Origin of the sequence: Terribacillus saccharophilus (genome assembly GCF_046592595.1) — a bacterium.
Classification (GTDB): domain Bacteria; phylum Bacillota; class Bacilli; order Bacillales; family Amphibacillaceae; genus Terribacillus; species Terribacillus saccharophilus_C.
In genome coordinates this window covers 96,592-115,685 of sequence record NZ_JAWVPF010000002.1, presented here as the reverse complement: position 1 = coordinate 115,685, position 19,094 = coordinate 96,592, and the positions used below count along the sequence as shown (strand labels likewise).

At 44.7% G+C, this 19,094-nt stretch carries 22 protein-coding genes; 1 reads left to right on the top strand and 21 read right to left on the bottom strand.

The window, feature by feature from the left end:
- From hisC to SFC25_RS03035, 5 genes are all read right to left on the bottom strand, one after another.
- The gene (gene hisC, locus SFC25_RS03055) at nt 1-1,101 is read right to left on the bottom strand and encodes a histidinol-phosphate transaminase (RefSeq protein WP_411213876.1); all 1,101 of its coding nucleotides are present in this window, start codon (nt 1,099-1,101) and stop codon (nt 1-3) included.
- Nucleotides 1,098-1,472, bottom strand: coding sequence for a chorismate mutase (aroH, locus tag SFC25_RS03050; protein ID WP_411213875.1), 375 nt, complete (start codon nt 1,470-1,472; stop codon nt 1,098-1,100). The genes hisC and aroH overlap by 4 nt, the downstream gene beginning before the upstream one ends.
- Complete coding sequence (aroB, locus tag SFC25_RS03045; RefSeq protein WP_411213874.1) at nt 1,469-2,548, bottom strand: 3-dehydroquinate synthase; 1,080 nt, start codon at nt 2,546-2,548, stop codon at nt 1,469-1,471. Before aroB ends, aroH begins: the two co-directional genes overlap by 4 nt.
- Nucleotides 2,548-3,714, bottom strand: a complete 1,167-nt coding sequence (gene aroC / locus SFC25_RS03040) for a chorismate synthase (RefSeq protein WP_411213873.1) — start codon at nt 3,712-3,714, stop codon at nt 2,548-2,550. The genes aroB and aroC overlap by 1 nt, the downstream gene beginning before the upstream one ends.
- 99 nt (nt 3,715-3,813) lie before the next feature.
- Complete coding sequence (locus tag SFC25_RS03035; protein ID WP_411213872.1) at nt 3,814-4,113, bottom strand: MerR family transcriptional regulator; 300 nt, start codon at nt 4,111-4,113, stop codon at nt 3,814-3,816.
- Between the two features lie 116 nt (nt 4,114-4,229).
- Here SFC25_RS03035 and SFC25_RS03030 point away from each other — a divergent pair, with 116 nt between their 5' ends.
- Complete coding sequence (locus SFC25_RS03030; RefSeq protein ID WP_411213871.1) at nt 4,230-4,463, top strand: DUF2798 domain-containing protein; 234 nt, start codon at nt 4,230-4,232, stop codon at nt 4,461-4,463.
- 21 nt (nt 4,464-4,484) lie between these two features.
- Here SFC25_RS03030 and SFC25_RS03025 read toward each other — a convergent pair whose 3' ends face one another.
- The 16 genes from SFC25_RS03025 to ypeB all read right to left on the bottom strand — a co-directional run bounded on the left by SFC25_RS03025 (nt 4,485) and on the right by ypeB (nt 19,080).
- Nucleotides 4,485-5,267 (bottom strand): CheR family methyltransferase, encoded by a 783-nt coding sequence (locus SFC25_RS03025; RefSeq protein ID WP_411213870.1) that lies wholly within the window; start codon nt 5,265-5,267, stop codon nt 4,485-4,487.
- 108 nt (nt 5,268-5,375) lie between these two features.
- A complete protein-coding gene (ndk, locus tag SFC25_RS03020) occupies nt 5,376-5,825 on the bottom strand; it encodes a nucleoside-diphosphate kinase (protein ID WP_411213869.1) in 450 nt (149 codons plus the stop codon).
- Between the two features lie 64 nt (nt 5,826-5,889).
- Complete coding sequence (gene hepT / locus SFC25_RS03015; RefSeq protein WP_411213868.1) at nt 5,890-6,861, bottom strand: heptaprenyl diphosphate synthase component II; 972 nt, start codon at nt 6,859-6,861, stop codon at nt 5,890-5,892.
- 35 nt (nt 6,862-6,896) lie between these two features.
- Nucleotides 6,897-7,616, bottom strand: coding sequence for a demethylmenaquinone methyltransferase (gene menG, locus SFC25_RS03010; RefSeq protein ID WP_411213867.1), 720 nt, complete (start codon nt 7,614-7,616; stop codon nt 6,897-6,899).
- A gap of 2 nt (nt 7,617-7,618) precedes the next feature.
- Nucleotides 7,619-8,401, bottom strand: a complete 783-nt coding sequence (locus SFC25_RS03005) for a heptaprenyl diphosphate synthase component 1 (protein ID WP_411213866.1) — start codon at nt 8,399-8,401, stop codon at nt 7,619-7,621.
- A 150-nt stretch (nt 8,402-8,551) separates the two neighbouring features.
- Nucleotides 8,552-8,824, bottom strand: a complete 273-nt coding sequence (locus tag SFC25_RS03000; protein ID WP_095222655.1) for an HU family DNA-binding protein — start codon at nt 8,822-8,824, stop codon at nt 8,552-8,554.
- Nucleotides 8,825-9,051: 227 nt separating this feature from the next.
- Nucleotides 9,052-10,530 (bottom strand): stage IV sporulation protein A, encoded by a 1,479-nt coding sequence (gene spoIVA / locus SFC25_RS02995; protein WP_411213865.1) that lies wholly within the window; start codon nt 10,528-10,530, stop codon nt 9,052-9,054.
- Nucleotides 10,531-10,867: 337 nt separating this feature from the next.
- Nucleotides 10,868-11,134, bottom strand: coding sequence for a stage VI sporulation protein F (locus tag SFC25_RS02990; RefSeq protein WP_411213864.1), 267 nt, complete (start codon nt 11,132-11,134; stop codon nt 10,868-10,870).
- 51 nt (nt 11,135-11,185) lie between these two features.
- Entirely contained in the window at nt 11,186-12,223 is a 1,038-nt protein-coding gene (locus SFC25_RS02985; protein ID WP_411213863.1) for an NAD(P)H-dependent glycerol-3-phosphate dehydrogenase, read from the bottom strand.
- Between the two features lie 21 nt (nt 12,224-12,244).
- Nucleotides 12,245-13,555 (bottom strand): ribosome biogenesis GTPase Der, encoded by a 1,311-nt coding sequence (der, locus tag SFC25_RS02980; RefSeq protein ID WP_411213862.1) that lies wholly within the window; start codon nt 13,553-13,555, stop codon nt 12,245-12,247.
- A 105-nt stretch (nt 13,556-13,660) separates the two neighbouring features.
- On the bottom strand, nt 13,661-14,248 hold the full coding sequence (locus tag SFC25_RS02975) for a YphA family membrane protein (protein ID WP_411213861.1): 588 nt from the start codon (nt 14,246-14,248) through the stop codon (nt 13,661-13,663).
- A 106-nt stretch (nt 14,249-14,354) separates the two neighbouring features.
- Nucleotides 14,355-15,500: a 30S ribosomal protein S1 gene (gene rpsA / locus SFC25_RS02970; RefSeq protein WP_411213860.1), complete on the bottom strand. Its 1,146-nt coding sequence runs from the start codon at nt 15,498-15,500 to the stop codon at nt 14,355-14,357.
- A 108-nt stretch (nt 15,501-15,608) separates the two neighbouring features.
- Complete coding sequence (locus SFC25_RS02965) at nt 15,609-16,193, bottom strand: lysophospholipid acyltransferase family protein (protein WP_411213859.1); 585 nt, start codon at nt 16,191-16,193, stop codon at nt 15,609-15,611.
- Between the two features lie 12 nt (nt 16,194-16,205).
- Entirely contained in the window at nt 16,206-16,886 is a 681-nt protein-coding gene (gene cmk, locus SFC25_RS02960) for a (d)CMP kinase (RefSeq protein WP_411213858.1), read from the bottom strand.
- 84 nt (nt 16,887-16,970) lie between these two features.
- Entirely contained in the window at nt 16,971-17,645 is a 675-nt protein-coding gene (locus tag SFC25_RS02955; RefSeq protein WP_411213857.1) for a flagellar brake protein, read from the bottom strand.
- Nucleotides 17,646-17,730: 85 nt separating this feature from the next.
- A complete protein-coding gene (gene ypeB / locus SFC25_RS02950) occupies nt 17,731-19,080 on the bottom strand; it encodes a germination protein YpeB (protein ID WP_411213856.1) in 1,350 nt (449 codons plus the stop codon).
- Between the last annotated feature and the right edge of the window lie 14 nt (nt 19,081-19,094).

The window sequence follows — 19,094 nt, the reverse complement described above, 5'->3', positions numbered from 1 at the left end:
TTAGCTTTCTTTCACGCTAGTCAAGAATTGATCAAGCAATACTGTGAATTCAGTCATGTCTTTTTCATTACCGATTGTGATTCGCACGCTGTTCGGAATACCAAGAGCGTCGCCGGAACGGATGATAAAGCCTTTGGAGAGCATATGCTGGAAGACAGCATCTCCGCTTACAGGCAGATCGTATAGTAACACGAAGTTTGTGTGAGACTCATAATATTTGATCTGGTGAGCATCACAAAATGCCAGGAAGCTATGTTTCACTTTATTGTTCTTAGCGATGGAATCCTTGATGAACTCCTGGTCGTCAAGTGCTACAATCGCTGCCTTTTGTGCAATCGTCGTATTATTGAACGGACTTCTTACAACGTTGATTTTATGGATAACTTCCGGATGACCGATACCGTAACCAACGCGCAATGCAGCCAATCCATACGCTTTAGAGAAAGTACGAAGCGTAATCAGATTCGGGTAGTCGCTCAAAGCAGCTAGTGTGTCAAAGTAATCATTTGTTTCCAAAAACTCGACATAAGCCTCATCCGCTACTACCAGAACATCTTTTGGCACTTGGCGAAGGAAGTTTTCAAAGTCTGCTTTGGCAATATGGTTCCCCGTTGGATTATTCGGCGTACATAGCCAAACAATGCCTGTCTTCTCGTCGATTGCTTCTAGCATAGCCGGAAGGTCGTGGAACCCATCCTTTGTTTCGATAGCTCGGACCTCTGCTCCTTCAATCAAAGCATGATGCGGATATTGAGAGAAAGATGGATGTGCCATTACCGTATTCAAACCAGGTGCGAGGAATGTACGGCAAAGCATCATGATGATTTCATCTGAGCCTGCTCCGAGAACAATTTGATCCAAACCTACACCAAAGCGCTCTGCCAATTTCTCTTTCAATGCTGTCCCATATCCATCCGGATAGATTTCCTGTTCATCCGCAAATGTCGGCAGAGCCTCTTTCACTTTAGCTGAAAAGCCGTATGGATTTTCATTGGATGCGAGTTTTACGATCCGATCCAACCCAAATTCTTTCCGGACCTCTTCCATCGGTTTTCCTGGTTTGTAAGCTGTCAATTCATTCAAGATCTGTTTTGCTCTCATTGATGCTCCTCCTTTAAGTCGGGACGTAACTTAATTGCTTCCTCGTGATAAACGTGATGAATGTCCTGCTGCGCCAAATCAGTGCGTGCTGTCAGCATCACCCGGATACATTTCTGCAAACCGCCTTCAATCGCCAGTTCCTGCATACACATGACTGGTACGTATGTCCAATCATCACGAAAAACGCGCAATGCCTTTGCCGGAAATGTCTTAGTCAAATCAGGAGTTGCAGAAACAAGCACTTGAACAACATCCTCAGGTTCTATTGCATTCTTTGAGACCATTTCATCCAGCATAGCTGCTGTTGCTTCGATAATTTGCTGTTCATCGTTCTTGGCTACAGTTGTTGCTCCTCTGAATCCTCTTATCATGGTCTGCTCATCCTCTCAAGGAATGATACAACAGCATCATGAAGCGTATCATGATCAACCTTTTCCGTCACAGGCTCTGCGATATCACGAAGCAGCACCATGTGAACCTCTTTGTTCTCCGATTTCTTATCCATTTGCATTCTTTTAACTAGTCTTTCAGAAGAAAGGTCAGGTAATTGCATAGGATAATCGTTTCGTTCCATCCAGCTGCGGAACTCATCTAGACGCAAATCTGCCCCGAATCGTTTCTCACTCAATTCCAAAGCAAAGAGCATGCCAAGAGCAACTGCTTCTCCGTGTGTAAATGTACCGTAGCCTGCTTCAGCTTCAATAGCGTGACCGAGAGTATGGCCCAAATTCAAAAACTTGCGCAAATCATTTTCTTTTTCATCTGCCTCAACGATCTTCGTTTTTACCTGTATTCCCAAAGATAAATCCTTAATCAGCAGATCTTGATTCTCTTTGTCGAGTTTTTCCCTTGCAAGCAGCTGGTCAAGGAAATCAGCGTTCCCTATATACGCTTCTTTAATCAGCTCCGCATAGCCGCTTCGTACTTCCTTTTCCGGAAGTGTGGTAATTGTGTCGACATCATAGACAACAGCAACTGGCGGGTAAAAGCTCCCGATCAGGTTTTTCCCAGTTTCATGGTTGATTGCAACCTTACCGCCCACACTCGAATCATGGGCAAGAATCGTTGTCGGTAACTGAACGAAATCTATCCCGCGCATATATGTACTCGCCACAAATCCTGCTAAGTCTCCAATTACGCCTCCGCCTAAAGCCAGGACAAGCGCCTTCCGATCGAGCTCTGCTTCGAACATACTATCCAATATGTCGAAATAGACATCCTTGCTTTTCGCTGCTTCGCCTGGCTCGATGATTTTCTTCGTTATCTTCGCATCAGGCAGAAGTGAAAAAACATAATCATCCAAATAATGAGGAGCGATGCTCGTATCGGTTACTATAAATACGTTTTGGTAGGACTTGGGCAAGAACTCAGATAACTTATGTCTGATACCCGCACCGACAGATACTTTATAGCTGGACTGACTTGCTTTTACTGTGATCTGTTCCATTAAAACACCCGGATTTCTTCCCGGTAGTTTTTGATCGCTTCCTGTAGCTTTGGAAACTGATCATTCGGGAATTGTTCCAAAATTGCCTTTGCAATCTCGAATGCCACTACATGCTCCATTACAAGAGCTGCTGCTGGAACTGCACAGCTATCAGAACGCTCGATGCTAGCATTGAACGGCTCCTTTGTCTCTATATCCACACTCTGAAGCGGTTTATAAAGCGTCGGGATTGGTTTCATCACACCTTTGACAATAAGAGGCATGCCTGTTGTCATACCGCCTTCCAAGCCGCCCAGGCGGTTCGTTTTGCGGTAATAGCCATTTTCTTTGTCCCATGCAATTTCATCATGCACTTGACTTCCTGGAAGTCTGGCAGCTTCAAAGCCGATGCCGAATTCCACACCTTTGAAAGCATTGATGCTCGCTACAGCTCCCGCAATACGTCCATCAAGCTTTCGGTCATAGTGAACATAAGAACCGATACCTGCTGGCAGTCCTTCTACATAAACTTCCACGACACCGCCGATTGAATCTCCATCTTTTTTTGCCTGGTCAATGGCATTTACCATCTGTTCTTCTGCCTGAGGATCTAGGCAGCGTACAGAAGATGCTTTCGAGATACTGTCTCTTTCTTCATATGTATAGTCCGGGAACTCGACTGCTTTAATACCGGCAATCTCTTTTGTATAACCGACAATATGGATATCCAATTCAGCTAGAAGCTTTTTAGCTACAGCTCCAGCTGCAACGCGCGCTGCAGTTTCGCGGGCTGATGAACGCTCCAATACATTCCGCATGTCGCGATGGCCGTATTTCAAGGCTCCATTTAAATCTGCGTGCCCGGGTCTTGGCCGTGAGACGATTCGACGAACAGATTGCGGGTCTTCGACTGGGTCCTCACCCATAACGTCTATCCAATGCTTAAAATCATCATTATGTATAACAAGTGCGATAGGCGAACCTAGTGTATAACCATGACGGACACCGCCTACAATGTCGACCAAATCCTTTTCAATCTGCATTCGCTTACCGCGGCCATGGCCTTTCTGCCTTTCAAGCAAGGAAGCGTTGATGTCATCGGTAGTCAACGGTAAATAGGAAGGAACACCTTCTACAATTGTTGTAAGCTGTTTACCATGTGATTCACCTGCAGTTAAGTAGCGCATGTATATTCCTCCGTTGTCTCTGTTCTTTGTAATTTTATTTACTATAACATAACTTGTTTCTTAAGTGGGAACTATTCTGACAATATTTTGAGCTGTAACTTAGAGATATTTCCTGCTGCGTTCTTCTAATAAGCGACGCAGTGTGCTCAGGCGGTCTTCCGCTTTATTAGAGGCGGCCTCCACGGTATAACCGTCTTCCAGCAATTCCTTCATAAGGACTATCTTCTTGATCATATAATAATCGAATCGTCTTGTAGTATTTGTCTTTTCCTCTGCCCTATCGATATATCCTTTATCTTCCCAGTATCTGAGCTTTCTAATTGGGATATCAGTGATTTTAGCTGCGTCACCAATCGTGACAGCCATCTGCAGAAGCAGCTTATAATCAATTTCATCCATTCAGAATATTGCCCCCTCCTTGCAGCTTTAGCCTCATTATACGTCATTTAATCCATTTGACAACTTTTGAAGATAATATATAATTATTGGAGATTAGTTACAAAAGGAGTACGAACATGATTGTCAATTCAAAAATTCACCGGGCTCTTTGTGGTGCTGTTACTGCTGCCATCATGACCGCCATCATTTCTTTTACTTTAACAGCTGTTAACTCAGGATTACATGCTTTCCAGATTTCAAACTGGCTGCGTGCATGGGTTATCGCTTTTACTTTAGTATTCGCCATTTCTTTTTTCCTGCCGGCATTCGTCAATCGACATATATCCAAGATTATACGGATTAAGGAATAAGAAAACAGACTAGGAGATATCCTAGTCTGTTTTTTGTTTTTGATAGAAAAATGTATCGACAGCGCCTAAGCCGTAAACATTCGGATTGAAAATCTGCTCCGTACTGCCGACAAATAGATAGCTATTATGTGCCAGTGATTTACTGAATTTATGATAGATATCTGCCTTCGCTTCTTCCGTGAAGTAAATAAGCACATTTCGGCAAATAATCAAATCGTAATTCGTATCATAAGCATCCGCCAGTAAATTGTGCTGCTTGAATTGGATATGCTGTTTCAATTCATCTTTTATTTGGAATACAGACCCATCTTGATTGAAATAAGCAGATTTGATTGCTGCTGGCATTTCTTTCAATGCTCTTTCATTGTACTTCCCGATTTTAGCAGTTTCCAGCACGCGCTGATCTAAGTCAGTTGCATGAATGGTATACGAAGTCCCTTTCGCATAACGATCCAGTAGAATTGCTAAAGTGTACGGCTCTTCGCCAGTAGAACAAGCGGCACTCCATATTTTAAGCGGCTTCTTTTTCTTAAGCAATTCGGGAAGGATGCGTCGCTCCAGCACTTCCCACCGCTGATAGTTACGGTAGAATTCAGAAACATTAATGGTCATTCGATCAAGGAACTCGTCCAACAGAGCTGTATCGCCTTTGATTGCCTGAAAATACGCTTTGAAATCCTTAAAGCCTTTCTTTTCGCGAAGCGTCGTCAAACGCCTTAGCATCTGAGCTTCTTTATATTGAGATAAATCGATACCCGTATTTGCTTTGATTTGCTGTACAAAGTAATCATAATCTGCGGCCACGTCTTTTTCCCCTGTCTATATGTATCTAGTTCTATTTTACTGTATATGAGGGGGGGATGGTAGAAGAAAATAAATAAAAAATGCAGGCATACATGCCTGCATTTTTATTTATTCATATAGCCATTTCGCAGTTGCTTGTTCATAAGAAACCAATTCATCGGCTTTAAACATATTTGCGATTTCCCGCTCAGCGCTTTCTGCACTGTCGGAACCATGGATAAGGTTACGGCTCATTTCTACTGCGTAATCACCTCTGATTGTACCTGGCGCTGCATCTGTTGGCTTAGTCGCTCCAATCATACTTCTTGTAAGCGCAACGCTGTCTTTACCTTCCCAAACCATTGCAAATACCGGACCAGATGTGATATAGCTGATCAATGAACCGAAGAAAGGTTTGCTTTCATGTTCTATGTAATGTGTCTTGGCTTGTTCTTCTGTCACGACCATTATCTTACCTGCCAAAAGCTTTAAGCCTTTCTTCTCAAATCTTGTAACGATTTCCCCAATCAATCCACGTTGTACGCCATCCGGCTTAACCATCAAAAATGTTTTTTCCATAATAAATCCAGCTCCCTTTTGTGAACTTTACTGTCATCATACCAGTTATGTAAGCGTTTTACAATCAGGAGCTGCGCTTACCAATATGTCTAGCAATTTGTTTCAGTGTATTACGATCTCTTGTTGGCGGCAATTTATCCAATTCCTGATATGCTTTCTGTAAGTAGCGGTCACTGATTTCCAACGATCGCTTGATGCTGTCTGAAGCTTTTATGTGCTGGATAAATGGCTGCAAAGTTTCCTGATCCAAGGTTTCGGGATTTCGAAATGCTTGCGTAAGCCGCTCTTTGAAGAAGCGATCTTCGCATGCAAGCAACGCAGGAAGCGTCACGTTACCTTGCAGTAAATCGCCGCCAGCCGGCTTGCCCAAATCAGCTTCGGATGCAGTGAAATCGAGTACATCATCTATGATCTGATAACTCATACCAACATAATAACCGTACCGATACAATGCCCGCTCATGCTCCAGCGATGCACCGGATGCAATAGCACCAAGCCGTGCGCTTGCAGCTATAAGTATCGCTGTCTTACGGCGTATACGCCGGAGATAATCCTTCAAATGCTGTTCAATTCGGTATTTATCCCGAATCTGTTCCACTTCACCGATACAAAGCTCGACAATCGTATGAGCAAGAATCTTGTGCGCCCTTGGTTCCTCGAGCTTGGAAAGGTATTCCAGGGAACGAGCAAAGATATAATCACCCGCATACATGGCCACCTTGTTATCCCATTTTGCCTTTACGGTCGGTTTTCCTCTACGGAGTTCCGCATCGTCAATGACGTCGTCGTGAACTAGTGAAGCCATATGGATCAGTTCGAGTGCGACGGCCACCGTTTGGATCCGGGGCAATTCATACGTACCGAACTTACCGCTCAGCAAAACGAAAACCGGCCGGATCCGCTTGCCGCCTGCTCGGAGAAGCTGTACCGACGCATCCTCCAGGACAGGATGCTCTGCGCGAATCGTGTTCGTCATTGCATCCTCGATTCTGTCCAGGTCTTTTTTTAAATATGAGTAGATCATCGGTAATTTCATTCACGTCACCTTCATCCGTCCAGACATTTTGCCAGTCAGTCCCTGACCGCCGGCTTTTCTCCCATATGCATAGCTGCTACGCCGCCTGTATATGTTTTAATCTTCACATTCGTCAATCCAGCTTGCTGGAAAAGGCTGCGAAGCTCCTTCTTCCCTGGGAAATCCTTTGCAGACTCCTGCAGCCAGCTGTATTCATCATAACTTTTCGCCAGAAGCTTACCTAAAACTGGCATGATTCGTTTGAAATAAAAATAATATACTTGTTTGAAACCGATCATTGTCGGCTGTGATGTTTCCAGGCAAACCACCTTGCCACCAGGCTTGACCACTCGATACATCTCCTTCAGTACTTGGAGATAATCAGGAACATTGCGCAGGCCGAAGCCAATGGTCACGAAATCAAAAGAATTATCCTCAAACGGCAGCTCCATCGCATTTCCCCACGTAAACGATAGCTGATCGATTGATTTTTCCGTGTTTTTCTTTTCTGCTACTGAGAGCATATTCTTGCTGAAATCAAGACCTGTCACTCGCCCTTGCGGACCAACAGCCTTAGCAAGCGAAAAGGACCAATCACCAGTTCCACAGCAAACATCTAATGCTGTGTCCCCTGGCTGCACCTGCATTTTCTTCATCACACTCCGTCTCCAAGCACGGTGACGCCTGAAGGAAATGACAGAGTTCATAAAATCATAGCGGTCATATATCTTTTCGAAAACGTGATGTACACGCTGTTCTTTCGTTTCTTGTGCCATAATTACCCTTCTTCCAGAAATAACTCTTCCTGCCGATTCCCCTGAAGCAGCAGCTTGCGGGATAGCTTAGCAAAAGCTGGCGGCAGTGTATCCAGCTTTGCTTGAAGCCTGCATTTGGCAGCTTCTATCTCCTGCTGTATCACTTGCATCACAGTCAGTCCGCTCTTCTCCATTTCGATGATTGCAGAAAGCTTCTTAAGCAAAGTTGTCTGATTTTCTTCTCTGACTTCCTGCTGCAGTCTGCTTATCAAGCAATAGTCATCCACTGGATCAAGTGTTGCTGTATCAATAAAGCGGGAAGCTGCTGTTCGGAACAAGCAGCCCTCCAGCCGTCCGAGCTTCTTAAAAAATGCTTCGGAAGTTGCCGCGTCATAATGGAGTGACATCTTCTGTTCATTGATTTCCTTGATGCTGGTAGCTAATAAAGCGACCATATCGATATCTTCCAGTCCAGCAAGTATCTGATAATATAACGCACTGTAATAAGTACCAGCCAATACAGTCAGCTGTCGGTTCTTCCGTTCATCAGCTGTCTCGTCAGTTTTTGTAGTAACAATCACTTTATCGTGCGTATCCAGCGCCATCTGGATCAGCATAATGGTGATCGTATAGTCAGTCTGCTGCTTATCGGGCAGGTTCGTTTGACCAAATAGCGTCTGCAATAGCAGCAGCTTATTTTCGTCCAAGAATGGCGCTTCCGTATTCTCGTCCAGATAAGTCTGCTGCATGCGCTTCTCTATTTTATTTCGTAGTGTGTGTAGCTCTTCCATGGATGCATAGGACAAAACAATCACCTGCGCCCTTTTTCGTATTTCAAACTGTATAAAAAGTATTATAGCATAGCAAGTCCTATTTCGTCTTGTCTGCACGCTTTTCAAATAAAAATGAGGGACACCTGATATACTCAGGCACCCCTCATCACAGCCCATATGTAATTACTTCACGTTATCCTTAAGGGCCTTGCCGGCTTTGAACGCTGGCACTTTGCTCGCCGGGATTTCGATTTCTTTCCCAGTCTGCGGGTTACGGCCTTTACGTGCAGCGCGCTCGCGTACTTCGAAGTTACCGAAACCGATCAATTGTACTTTGTCACCTTGTTTAAGAGAATCCATGATTGAATCGAAAACCGCGTCAACAGCTTTCGTAGCATCCTTTTTAGAAAGATCGCTTTTCTCAGCAACAGTATTGATAAGATCTGTTTTGTTCATACTTACACCTCCCTGACATTACCTTGAACAGTAAGACAATAGCATGTGCTATCATTTGTTCACCATAAAGATAGGTTTTATACCTATCAATACCGCTCATGTTGCGATATCAACGCTTATAATAAACGACTTAGCGGCATAATTCAACACAAAACGCCAGAAATCCTTAAATTTATCGCATTTCAGCATAATTTTTGTCAAAAAAAATAAAGCGGCTCATTTGCCGCTCATAGAATGATCGCAATTAAACCGCCCGATCCTTCATTGATGATTCTTTCCAGTGTTTCTTTCAATTTATATCTGGCATTTTCCGGCATCAAGCTGATCTTTCCTTGAATACCCTCTCTCACGATGCTGTTAAGGGAACGGCCGAAGATGTCTGAATCCCAGATTGAAAGCGGATCTTCCTCGAAGTCCTGCATCAAGTAACGAACCAGCTCTTCGCTTTGTTTTTCTGTGCCAATGATAGGCGCAAATTCAGAATGGACATCTACTTTGATCATGTGGATACTTGGTGCAACAGCTTTCAGCCTAACGCCGAAGCGGGAGCCTTGCCGGATGATTTCAGGTTCATCCAAAGCCATATCCTGAAGACTTGGGGCCGCGATACCATAGCCTGTCTGTTTTACCATATGCAATGCATCGGATACTTGGTCATATTCACGTTTCGCATGGGAGAAATCCTGCATTAGCTGCAGCAAGTGATCTTTCCCGCGAATCTCTTCACCGACAATTTCTTTCAACACTTGATCGTACAAAGCGTCTGGAGCATGTAAATCTATTTCTGCCACTCCTTCGCCCAGTTCCATTCCTGCTAGATTTGCTCTTGCGATATAGTCATATTCATCAAAGTATCCCACAACACGATCAACATCACGAAGCCGTTTGATATCTTTGACCGTTTCCTGGATGGCTGCCTGGTAGTTGGAACGAAGCCAATGGTCTTCCTTGAGTACCATCACCCAGCTTGGCAAATTAACGTTCACTTCCAGGACCGGGAACTCATACAGGGACTCCCGCAGCACGTTGTATACATCATGTTCTGTCATGCTTTCAACGCTCATCGCGAGTACTGGGATATCGTATTTTTCACTCAATTCCTGACGAAGCAGCTCGGTGTTTTGGTTATGTGGTGTGACGGAATTGATCACCATGATGAATGGCTTCCCAACTTCCTTCAGTTCAGATACAACACGCTCTTCCGGCTCCACATAGTCAGTACGCGGAATTTCACCGATTGAACCGTCAGTTGTCACGACAACACCAATGGTGCTGTGCTCCTGGATCACTTTTCGGGTACCAATCTCTGCAGCATCATGGAATGGGATAGGTTCCTCATACCACGGTGTATTGATCATACGCGGTCCGTTTTCATCTTCGAAGCCTTTCGCGCCAGCCACTGTATATCCTACACAATCGACGACCCGGACACTCACTTCCAGACCTTCGTCCACTTGAAGGGAGACAGCGTTGTTCGGAACGAATTTTGGTTCTGTCGTCATGATCGTCCGACCTGCTGCGCTTTGCGGCAGTTCATCCTGTGCTCGCGCCCGCTCTGCTTCATCCTCCATGTTAGGCAGGACAACCAATTCCATGAACTTCTTGATAAATGTCGATTTCCCAGTTCGGACAGCCCCTACCACCCCAAGGTAGATATCGCCGTTTGTCCGCTTCGAGATATCTTTAAAAATATCTACTCTTTCCAAAAGATCCCCTCCCGATCTACTTTCGATGCATGGACAGTCTTAGCTACATACACTAGCAGTTTATGATGTTGTCCTATCCAAATATGCTAGAAATAATGGATTCCTTGCCTGCTGGCATCAAAGGGCGGTTTTGCAGGAAAGGACGAACAGCATATTGCCCTCTGCGGATAATCTATGCACTGCAGACGGGGATCATGCCAATAAAAAAAGAAGAAGCAGATGCTTCTTCTTGAAATAGACTAAATATACCCAAGGCAACCTAGAAAAATATGCTGGTGCGAGTTAGTTTATGCGTAAAGGGCAAGGGATGGTAAGTTGTTCTGCCCAATTGCCGCAGTTAGTTTTTGAATAATTTGCTTAGCGTGTTCATATCAGTCGGCATATTATTGCCGATGATCGCTTTGACGATTTTATCTTCTTTCGCCTGAGTAAGCGGTTTGCCAGCCATTGCTGCCAATTGCTTCACCAAGCCGCGCACCGTTGCTTCGTCTTGGAAGTTCGCACTTTTAACAGAGTTGGCTACCTTGTAGATGTCATCAGCCTTCACATTCGATTTTTTCTGAATCTGATCAATCAAGTTCTTTTGAAAGTCTGCCACGTTCATTCCTCCTTGCAGATTAGCTACGAAACAGTATATGCAAGGAGTGAAAAAATGTTAGCGGGCATTCAGCACATCTTGAAGATCATCCATTTCATGCTTCGGCAAACGTGTCATAAGCTGATCCACGATATCCTTCGCTTTCGCACCATGGAAAAGAACCTGATTGATACCTTTGGTAATCGGCATTTCGACACCAGCTTTGTCAGCAAGCTCAGCCACGGCTTCCGTTGTTCGAACACCTTCCACAGCCATCCCCATCTGGGCAAGTGCTTCATCCAGTGTCATGCCTTTACCGAGCATATTACCAGTTCGCCAGTTGCGGCTATGGACACTCGTACACGTCACAATAAGATCTCCCATACCGGATAAGCCAATGAATGTTAGCGGATTCGCTCCGAGCTTTGTCCCAAGACGGGCAATTTCAGCGAGCCCCCTGGTAATCAATGCAGCTTTTGCATTATCCCCGTACCCTAGTCCATCTGAGATACCCGCACCTAAGGCAATGATATTCTTCAAGGAACCGCCAAGTTCCACGCCGACCATATCCGTGATCGTGTAAACACGGAAGTTTTCGTTCATGAACAGTTCTTGTACCTTCTTGGCTTCTTCCATTGCGACAGAAGAGGCGCTTAGCGTCGTCGGCTGCCGTTTTGCCACTTCCTCTGCATGGCTTGGACCTGACAAAACGACGACCGGACGATGTGTGACATGCTCCAGTTCTTCCTCGATCATCTGGGAAACACGTTTACTTGTTTTTGGCTCTATTCCCTTCGTTGCATGCGCAATAACAGCTCCAGCAGGGATGTGTCCTGCAAGCTTTGCTGCCACTTCGCGTGTTGCTTTTGCAGGTACGACGAGGATGACAGCAGCCGCATCACGTACTGCCTCTTCTATATCAGCATAAGCAGTAATAGCCTCAGGAAGTGTCACTCCAGGCAGGTATTTCTCGTTCTGGCGCTTTTCATTAATTTCAGCTACTTGATTCGGATTATGAGACCAGAGCCTCACCTCATGTCCATTGTCTGCCAAAACCATGGCCAGGGCGGTCCCCCAGCTGCCGGCACCGAGCACTGCTGCTATCTGTTGTGTCATAAAAATCCTCCTCGTCCCTTTTTATGATCTTCTTCTAGGGAAAATCTTAATTGGTGTACCAGTGAATCCGAATGCTTCTCTGATTCTATTTTCCAGGAATCGAACATAAGAGAAATGCATCAGTTCCGGATCATTCACAAACACAGCGAACGCTGGCGGTTTGACTGCCACTTGAGTAGCATAAAGCACTTTCAGGCGCTGGCCTTTGTATGTCGGAGCTGGATTCATTGCCAAGGCATCCATGATCACGTCATTCAAAACATTAGTCTGGATACGTTTTGCATGGTTCTCACTTGCTGTAAGAATTGCAGGCAATAGGGTATGAATCCGCTTTTTCGTCTTAGCAGACAAGAATACGATTGGTGCATAATCCAAGTAAAGGAAATGTGCACGGATTTCATCCGTGAATTCCTTCATCTTCTTCTCATCCGATTCTACGGTATCCCATTTATTGACGACGATAACGATTGCTTTACCAGCATCATGCGCATACCCGGCAATCTTCTTATCTTGTTCGATGATACCTTCTTCAGCATTGATAAGCACAAGGACGACATCAGATCGCTCAATCGCTTTCAACGCACGGAGAATGCTGTATTTTTCTGTTGTTTCATATACTTTACCGCGTTTTCGCATACCTGCAGTGTCAATGATGACAAAGTCTTGTCCTTCTCTTGTGAAAGTGGAATCGACTGCATCACGTGTCGTACCTGCAACATCACTTACGATTACCCGTTCTTGGTTAAGCAGGGCATTAACAAGCGACGATTTACCGACATTCGGTCTGCCGATCAAGCTGAAATGAATTGTTTCTTCGTCTTCCTGCATTTCGGCACGCTCTGGGAAATGCTGGACAGTTGCGTCAAGCAAATCACCAAGTCCTAAACCATGCGTACCAGAAATAGGGAATGGCTCCCCAAACCCAAGGCTGTAAAACTCATAAATTTGATCCCGCATTTCCGGGTTGTCCACTTTATTGACTGCCAGTACGACTGGCTTATTGGAACGGAATAAAATTTTCGCAACTTCTTCGTCCGCTCCTGTGATACCTTCACGGCCATTCACCATAAAGATGATGACATCCGCCTCTGCAATGGCAAGTTCTGCCTGTTCACGGATTTCCACTAGAAATGGTGCATCTCCGATTTCGATACCGCCGGTGTCAATTATGTTAAATGGCTGGTTCAGCCATTCAGCTTCCGTATAAATTCTGTCACGTGTCACACCAGGTGTATCTTCCACAATGGAGATCCTTTCCCCGGCCAGACGGTTGAATATGGTTGATTTACCTACGTTTGGTCTGCCTACAATGGCAACTACTGATTTCCTCATGAAAGGAACATCCTTTCCTACTTTCCTTTATATGCTGGTTCTCTTGTTGCAACCTAACTGTTTTATTCTAGCAAAAGCGCCATAGGGAAACAATATTTTTCGACATCATGTTCTTCCTGGAGTCCATTTCGACTTATTTCGCAGATACTTTCGCAGCATACCTAGCAGCTTTGCCGAGATTATTAATAGCAGTACTGTTCCAAGTACATCCATTGCTTTAAAGCTGCCAGCAGCTTGCTTAAGGCCATATATATCCAATAGCAGAAGATAGACCACTTCCCCCAGGGCAAAGCCCAGGCAGCTGATTCCTAGCTGCAAATGGAAATTCCGAGTCAGATAAAGGACCAGGACAAATAATGTCAGTGAGAACAGAAGAACACGCGGAATAAGCAGTGCGACGGGGTTTGTCAGCTCCCAAAGCAGCATCCCCGCATAAGCGATCCCCAAGCAGATACTTCCAAATGTTCCGCGTCCCACTCGCTTACTCGCAAAGATAAATAGGTAGCCAATGACAGCAAGCAGAAAAACGGTGGCAAAAATCCGATGGCCGGCAAAACTGAAAGAAAAACCTGATAATGAAATGGTCAGCAGTATAGCAAATGCAAAAAGCGTCCGTGCCAATGAATGGCGCATGAAAAAGGTTACCAAGATCCAGCTGATCCACGTAGCCCAAAAAAAGTAGAATCCGTCCATTTTTCATTCCTCCCTGTATCAGCATTATGACAAGTGAGGCGAAAAACTATACACCGAGGACAAAAAAAGACCAAGGATGTCATGAGGACAACCTTGGTCTTTTCAATTATTGCTTGTACTTATTCAATTTGTCACCGAGAATATCACCAAGCTGGAAGCCTGAATGCTCTTCTTCTTTTTCGTATTCCTTGATGACAGCATCATTTTCATCTTGTTCTAATTCCTTGATGCTCAAGCTCATGCGTTTTTCGCTTTCGTTGACATCAAGAACTTTTACTTGCACTGTTTGACCTGGCTCAAGCACTTCCTGCGGCGTACCGATGTGACGGTTAGCGATTTGGGAAATGTGGACAAGGCCTTCCACACCAGGGAATACTTCAACGAATGCACCGAAGCTCACTAAGCGCTTCACTTCTCCGTCCAATACATCCCCGGCCTGTGCGCGATCACTGATGTTTTCCCATGGTCCAGGGAGTGTCTCTTTCAAGGAAAGGCTGATGCGCTCGTTTTCTTTGTCGACACCTAGCACTTTGACTTTGATTTCTTGACCTTCAGTCACGACATCAGATGCCTTTTCCACATGCTCATGTGAAAGTTGGGAAATGTGGACTAGACCATCAATTCCTCCTCCGATGCTGACGAAGACACCAAAGTCAGTCAAACGCTGTACTGTACCATCGATTACCTGACCAGCTTCTAAGCTGTCAAGCACTTCCTGCTTTTTGGAAGCTTCCTCTTCTTCCGCTACTGCACGGTGAGAAAGGATGACACGGTTTTGTTCGCGGTCAAGCTCGACCACTTTCAGCGTAAGCGGTTTGCCTTTGTATCCTTCGAACTCTTCCACAAAATATGTTTCCACAAGGGAAGCAGGGATGAATCCGCGAAGACCGACATCTACAACAAGACCGCCTTTAACGACTTCTTTGACTTCTGCTTCGAAGATTTCTCCGGATTCGAATTTCGCTTCCAGGTCCTCCCATGCAAGCTCAGCAGTAACTGCGCGCTTGGATAGGACGACTTCTTCGTCATCTACTTTTTTCACTTTTAGTGTCAACTCTTCACCTTCACTCACTGCATCAGCAGCGCGCTCAACATGAAGACTGGATAATTCGCTGATTGGCAGGATACCTTCCACTTTGTAGCCGATGTCTACCAAAGCTTGTTTATCTTCCACTTTCACCACTTTACCGGTTACAGTATCGCCTACAGACAATTCCTTGAAATCCGTAGCTTGCTCATTCATTTCATCCATCAAAGAGACCTCCTTCAGTTTACGAGACAAAACATAAGTAAAAAAACATAGAAATGTCCTTTTTTCTAACTTCTAACATTTGAAGATATTTGTCAAGTGATAGGGCATCTATCCGACATGCTTATTCATTAGAAGTTGAATTTCATCCATGATCACCTGTGATACTTCTTTGGCTGGTGCTTTACGCTCTCTCAGCTCTTCCATATCGATCGGTGGGCCATAGATGACTTTCAATGGTTTTACCCCTTTATAAGAGCCGATAATCGCACAAGGCACAACTTTCGCTTCCGAACGCATGGCAAAGAAGCCTATTCCAGGAAGGGGCTCCCCTAGCTTGCCGTCTTTACTTCTGGTTCCTTCAGGAAATAATCCCATCGTCTTGCCTTCTGCCAATATGTCCAACCCCACACGAAGTGCCCCGCGGTCCTGCATGCCCCGCTTCACTGGAAATACATTCAGGTTTTTCATGAGCCAGCCCAGCGGCTTAGGCTTGAAAAGCTCGCTTTTTCCCATGAAGGCAATGTCGCGCGGACATGTAATACCCAATATAGGCGGATCGAAATTGGAGATATGATTGGAACAGACCAAGACAGGTCCTTCCTTAGGAACATGTTCCCTGCCATACACTTTTATACGAAACATTGGATAAAAGGCGGCACTGAGGATCATTTTACCTATGGTATATAATGACATAATCCTTACTCCTTATCTTCCGAGAGCCTCGTGTACGGCTTGAAGGATTTTTTCTACAACACCATCAATGGATAGTGACGTTGTATCGATTTCAACAGCGTCTTCCGCTTTTACTAAAGGAGATGCTTCTCTCTCCGAGTCGAGCTTGTCACGAAGACGTATTTCTTCTTTCAGCTGCTCCAGATCCGCCTCGAATCCTTTGGCGATATTTTCTTTATAACGGCGCTCTGCGCGTTCCTGGACAGAAGCTATCATGAAAATCTTCACTTCAGCATCCGGAAGGACACGAGTTCCAATATCACGGCCATCCATTACGATTCCATTATCAGCTGCAAGCTGTTGCTGGCGTCTAACCATCTCTTCGCGTACAAGTGGATGCTTCGCAACAATGGATACATTATTTGTCACTTCATTCGTACGAATTGCTTCGGTTACATCTTTACTGTTTACAAGCACTTTTTGACCGTCTTCATGCTGCATCAAGACAATATCGATGCCTTGCAGCAACGAAAGCAAAGCCTCTTCAGATTCCAAATCAGCTCCAGCCTCGAGTGCAGTCAGCGTTAGCGCTCTGTACATAGCTCCAGTATCCACATAGACGAATTGCAGTTTTTTAGCGACTAGTTTGGATACCGTACTTTTGCCTGCAGCAGCAGGTCCATCAATTGCGATAGCGATAGTTTTCGAATTCATTTCATTCAATCCTTTTTCTATTCATAATCGGAAATAAAACCTAATAAAGCATAACACAGGATAGCAGCTTGGTCTATTTGAAGTCTACCTGATCCGAAGTCCTTTTTTCCGCTGTTCCCGCTGACGCTCAAAGCAGAAACGGATGATTGCTTGTCTGTCCCGTTCCTGGATTTCATCGAACCGGATACTGGCAATAATTTTACCCGTTTTTCCATTACGGACGATACGGACGATGCTTCCGGAAGCAGTCAGAAAAGCAGGACCTTCTTTCTGCAAGGAATAAGCGAGATACAGTGTCACTCCCATTCCTTCCTTGAATCCATGCTTCTCAGGGAGAAGCATGGATATACCCCCGCCGCTGACATCAAGCGTAATCGATGATATTGGAGTAATTCCTGCTTCATCACTATGAATTGCGACATCTGTACTCGTCATAATACGAACATACTGACGCCGTTGTATTTTCCTGATTTCATCATGCTCTGGCATCGAAAGTTTCAATGCCGGCACCTTGAGCATCTCTCTGCCCTGGATTATTGTTTCAAAAGTGAATGCGACTTCCTCTTCTGTCACATATAACGCTTTAAAAACAGTACCTAACGGAAAGATGTCTGTCCGTTTTGTCTGCTCATTTATCGGATAGTCAATATAGATTGTATCTTCTCTTAAGTCGATTACTTTGGCTCGATAACGCGACCATTCCTCATTTTTAGCTATATCATTTCTCTCTAAGACTAAAGTACCGCCTATTTTCAGCAAACGCCTCTCCTCTTCCCATAAACCGTCCTTTCTTCCTATTATTGCAAAAATAATCAAAAAGGGGAAGGCTGTTTGCCTTTCCCCTTTACGTACTTTGCAAGAAACGTGCTTCTGTCGTTGTTTGTTTCTCGATTTCTTCTTCTCTACCTGTATCAGCATTCACATAAATGCGGTATGTTTCGTCATTCCTAGTGCCCATGATTTCGTAGACGAGCGTTTCTTCGTGCGTGTCGTTTTCAATCAAGGCAAGATGTGTTTCCTGAACCTGAACATTTTGATTCAATTTTTCTGCTGCTTGTTCTTTTGTCAGCTTCGGTTTCTGTAAATCCCGCTCATGGTGATTCATGAAATAGTCACGGGCATTATAGCCTAGAATATCTCCATTATCCAGCGCAACTTTCACTTGAACAATATCTGCAAATATACGCACATCGTCCTGAACAGGTACAAAGAAGAAGATTCCGACAGAATCATACTGGCTGCTTTGAACCATTTCCATATCCGCCAGCTTCTGCTCTTTTAGAAAATCCTGCGCCTTTTGCTGGGCATCATGCAATCCCAATTTTGGCTCCTGTCGCTCCCTCTGCATCATAAGTGTAAGGATATGACCGCCTTTTTGGCTGATATCCGCATAGCCGCTTTCCCCATCTTTTTGATAAGAGAGACTGTATAGCGGAACATCAGAGCCTTTTCCGGATTTTCCGCCTTCAATGCCGCTGATCGTATTCAAATCAAACGCCTTCGCAGCAATAGTTTTTGCTTGTTTTTGATTGATTCTTTCTCCAGTCACACCTTCAAATTTATGCTCTTCATTAGAGGCTGGCAGCGCACCGTTATTGAAGTCTTTTTCATCAGAAAAACCGCCAGAGGTATCATCTACAGTTTGGAAACTTGAGATAATCGTATTATCTGAATGATCTGGTTCATCATCTGATAATGCAAGCTCCACGTCAGTCCAATGCAGATTGTCTCCCAGAACTGTATTCTGGACATTGCGCAGTTCATCTTTTATTTGCCCCGCGTTTTCATGCAGCTTTTCCAAGCGCTGCATTTCTTCTTCAGACAGTGGTTCTTTATCCAAATCCCGGACAGCTGTCTTATAAGTAAAATCACCAATGTTTGTCAGGAATTTCTCTGTTTTTTCAAACGGTAATAGTGCTAATGGAAGTTGACCGACATCGGTATGTGCTTCAGAAGATAAACGCCAGATTTCCGCTAATTGCGGAGATAGTGATTCTCTGGAGTTCATTGCCAGCGTCGCTCCGATTTTGTCGTGCAGCGTATCTATCCGGTACGTCAGCTCGTGGAAGGAACGCTGATAATTATTCTCTGCTTGCATCCTGATATCATTCTTTTCCTGGCGTTCATTATAGCCCCAAATAGCTGTTCCTGTTAGTGCCAGAGCCAAAACACCGATAATCACCCATTTGTACATGCTTCGCTCTCCTT

What these genes read in the sequence shown, in the direction of transcription:
- hisC (WP_411213876.1), bottom strand. Translation starts at nt 1,101, where the DNA reads ATGAGAGCAAAACAGATCTTGAATGAATTGACAGCTTACAAACCAGGA.
- aroH (WP_411213875.1), bottom strand. Translation starts at nt 1,472, where the DNA reads ATGATAAGAGGATTCAGAGGAGCAACAACTGTAGCCAAGAACGATGAA.
- aroB (WP_411213874.1), bottom strand. Translation starts at nt 2,548, where the DNA reads ATGGAACAGATCACAGTAAAAGCAAGTCAGTCCAGCTATAAAGTATCT.
- aroC (WP_411213873.1), bottom strand. Translation starts at nt 3,714, where the DNA reads ATGCGCTACTTAACTGCAGGTGAATCACATGGTAAACAGCTTACAACA.
- SFC25_RS03035 (WP_411213872.1), bottom strand. Translation starts at nt 4,113, where the DNA reads ATGGATGAAATTGATTATAAGCTGCTTCTGCAGATGGCTGTCACGATT.
- SFC25_RS03030 (WP_411213871.1), top strand. Translation starts at nt 4,230, where the DNA reads ATGATTGTCAATTCAAAAATTCACCGGGCTCTTTGTGGTGCTGTTACT.
- ndk (WP_411213869.1), bottom strand. Translation starts at nt 5,825, where the DNA reads ATGGAAAAAACATTTTTGATGGTTAAGCCGGATGGCGTACAACGTGGA.
- hepT (WP_411213868.1), bottom strand. Translation starts at nt 6,861, where the DNA reads ATGAAATTACCGATGATCTACTCATATTTAAAAAAAGACCTGGACAGA.
- menG (WP_411213867.1), bottom strand. Translation starts at nt 7,616, where the DNA reads ATGGCACAAGAAACGAAAGAACAGCGTGTACATCACGTTTTCGAAAAG.
- SFC25_RS03000 (WP_095222655.1), bottom strand. Translation starts at nt 8,824, where the DNA reads ATGAACAAAACAGATCTTATCAATACTGTTGCTGAGAAAAGCGATCTT.
- SFC25_RS02990 (WP_411213864.1), bottom strand. Translation starts at nt 11,134, where the DNA reads ATGAACGTGGCAGACTTTCAAAAGAACTTGATTGATCAGATTCAGAAA.
- SFC25_RS02985 (WP_411213863.1), bottom strand. Translation starts at nt 12,223, where the DNA reads ATGACACAACAGATAGCAGCAGTGCTCGGTGCCGGCAGCTGGGGGACC.
- der (WP_411213862.1), bottom strand. Translation starts at nt 13,555, where the DNA reads ATGAGGAAATCAGTAGTTGCCATTGTAGGCAGACCAAACGTAGGTAAA.
- SFC25_RS02975 (WP_411213861.1), bottom strand. Translation starts at nt 14,248, where the DNA reads ATGGACGGATTCTACTTTTTTTGGGCTACGTGGATCAGCTGGATCTTG.
- rpsA (WP_411213860.1), bottom strand. Translation starts at nt 15,500, where the DNA reads ATGGATGAAATGAATGAGCAAGCTACGGATTTCAAGGAATTGTCTGTA.
- SFC25_RS02965 (WP_411213859.1), bottom strand. Translation starts at nt 16,193, where the DNA reads ATGTCATTATATACCATAGGTAAAATGATCCTCAGTGCCGCCTTTTAT.
- cmk (WP_411213858.1), bottom strand. Translation starts at nt 16,886, where the DNA reads ATGAATTCGAAAACTATCGCTATCGCAATTGATGGACCTGCTGCTGCA.
- ypeB (WP_411213856.1), bottom strand. Translation starts at nt 19,080, where the DNA reads ATGTACAAATGGGTGATTATCGGTGTTTTGGCTCTGGCACTAACAGGA.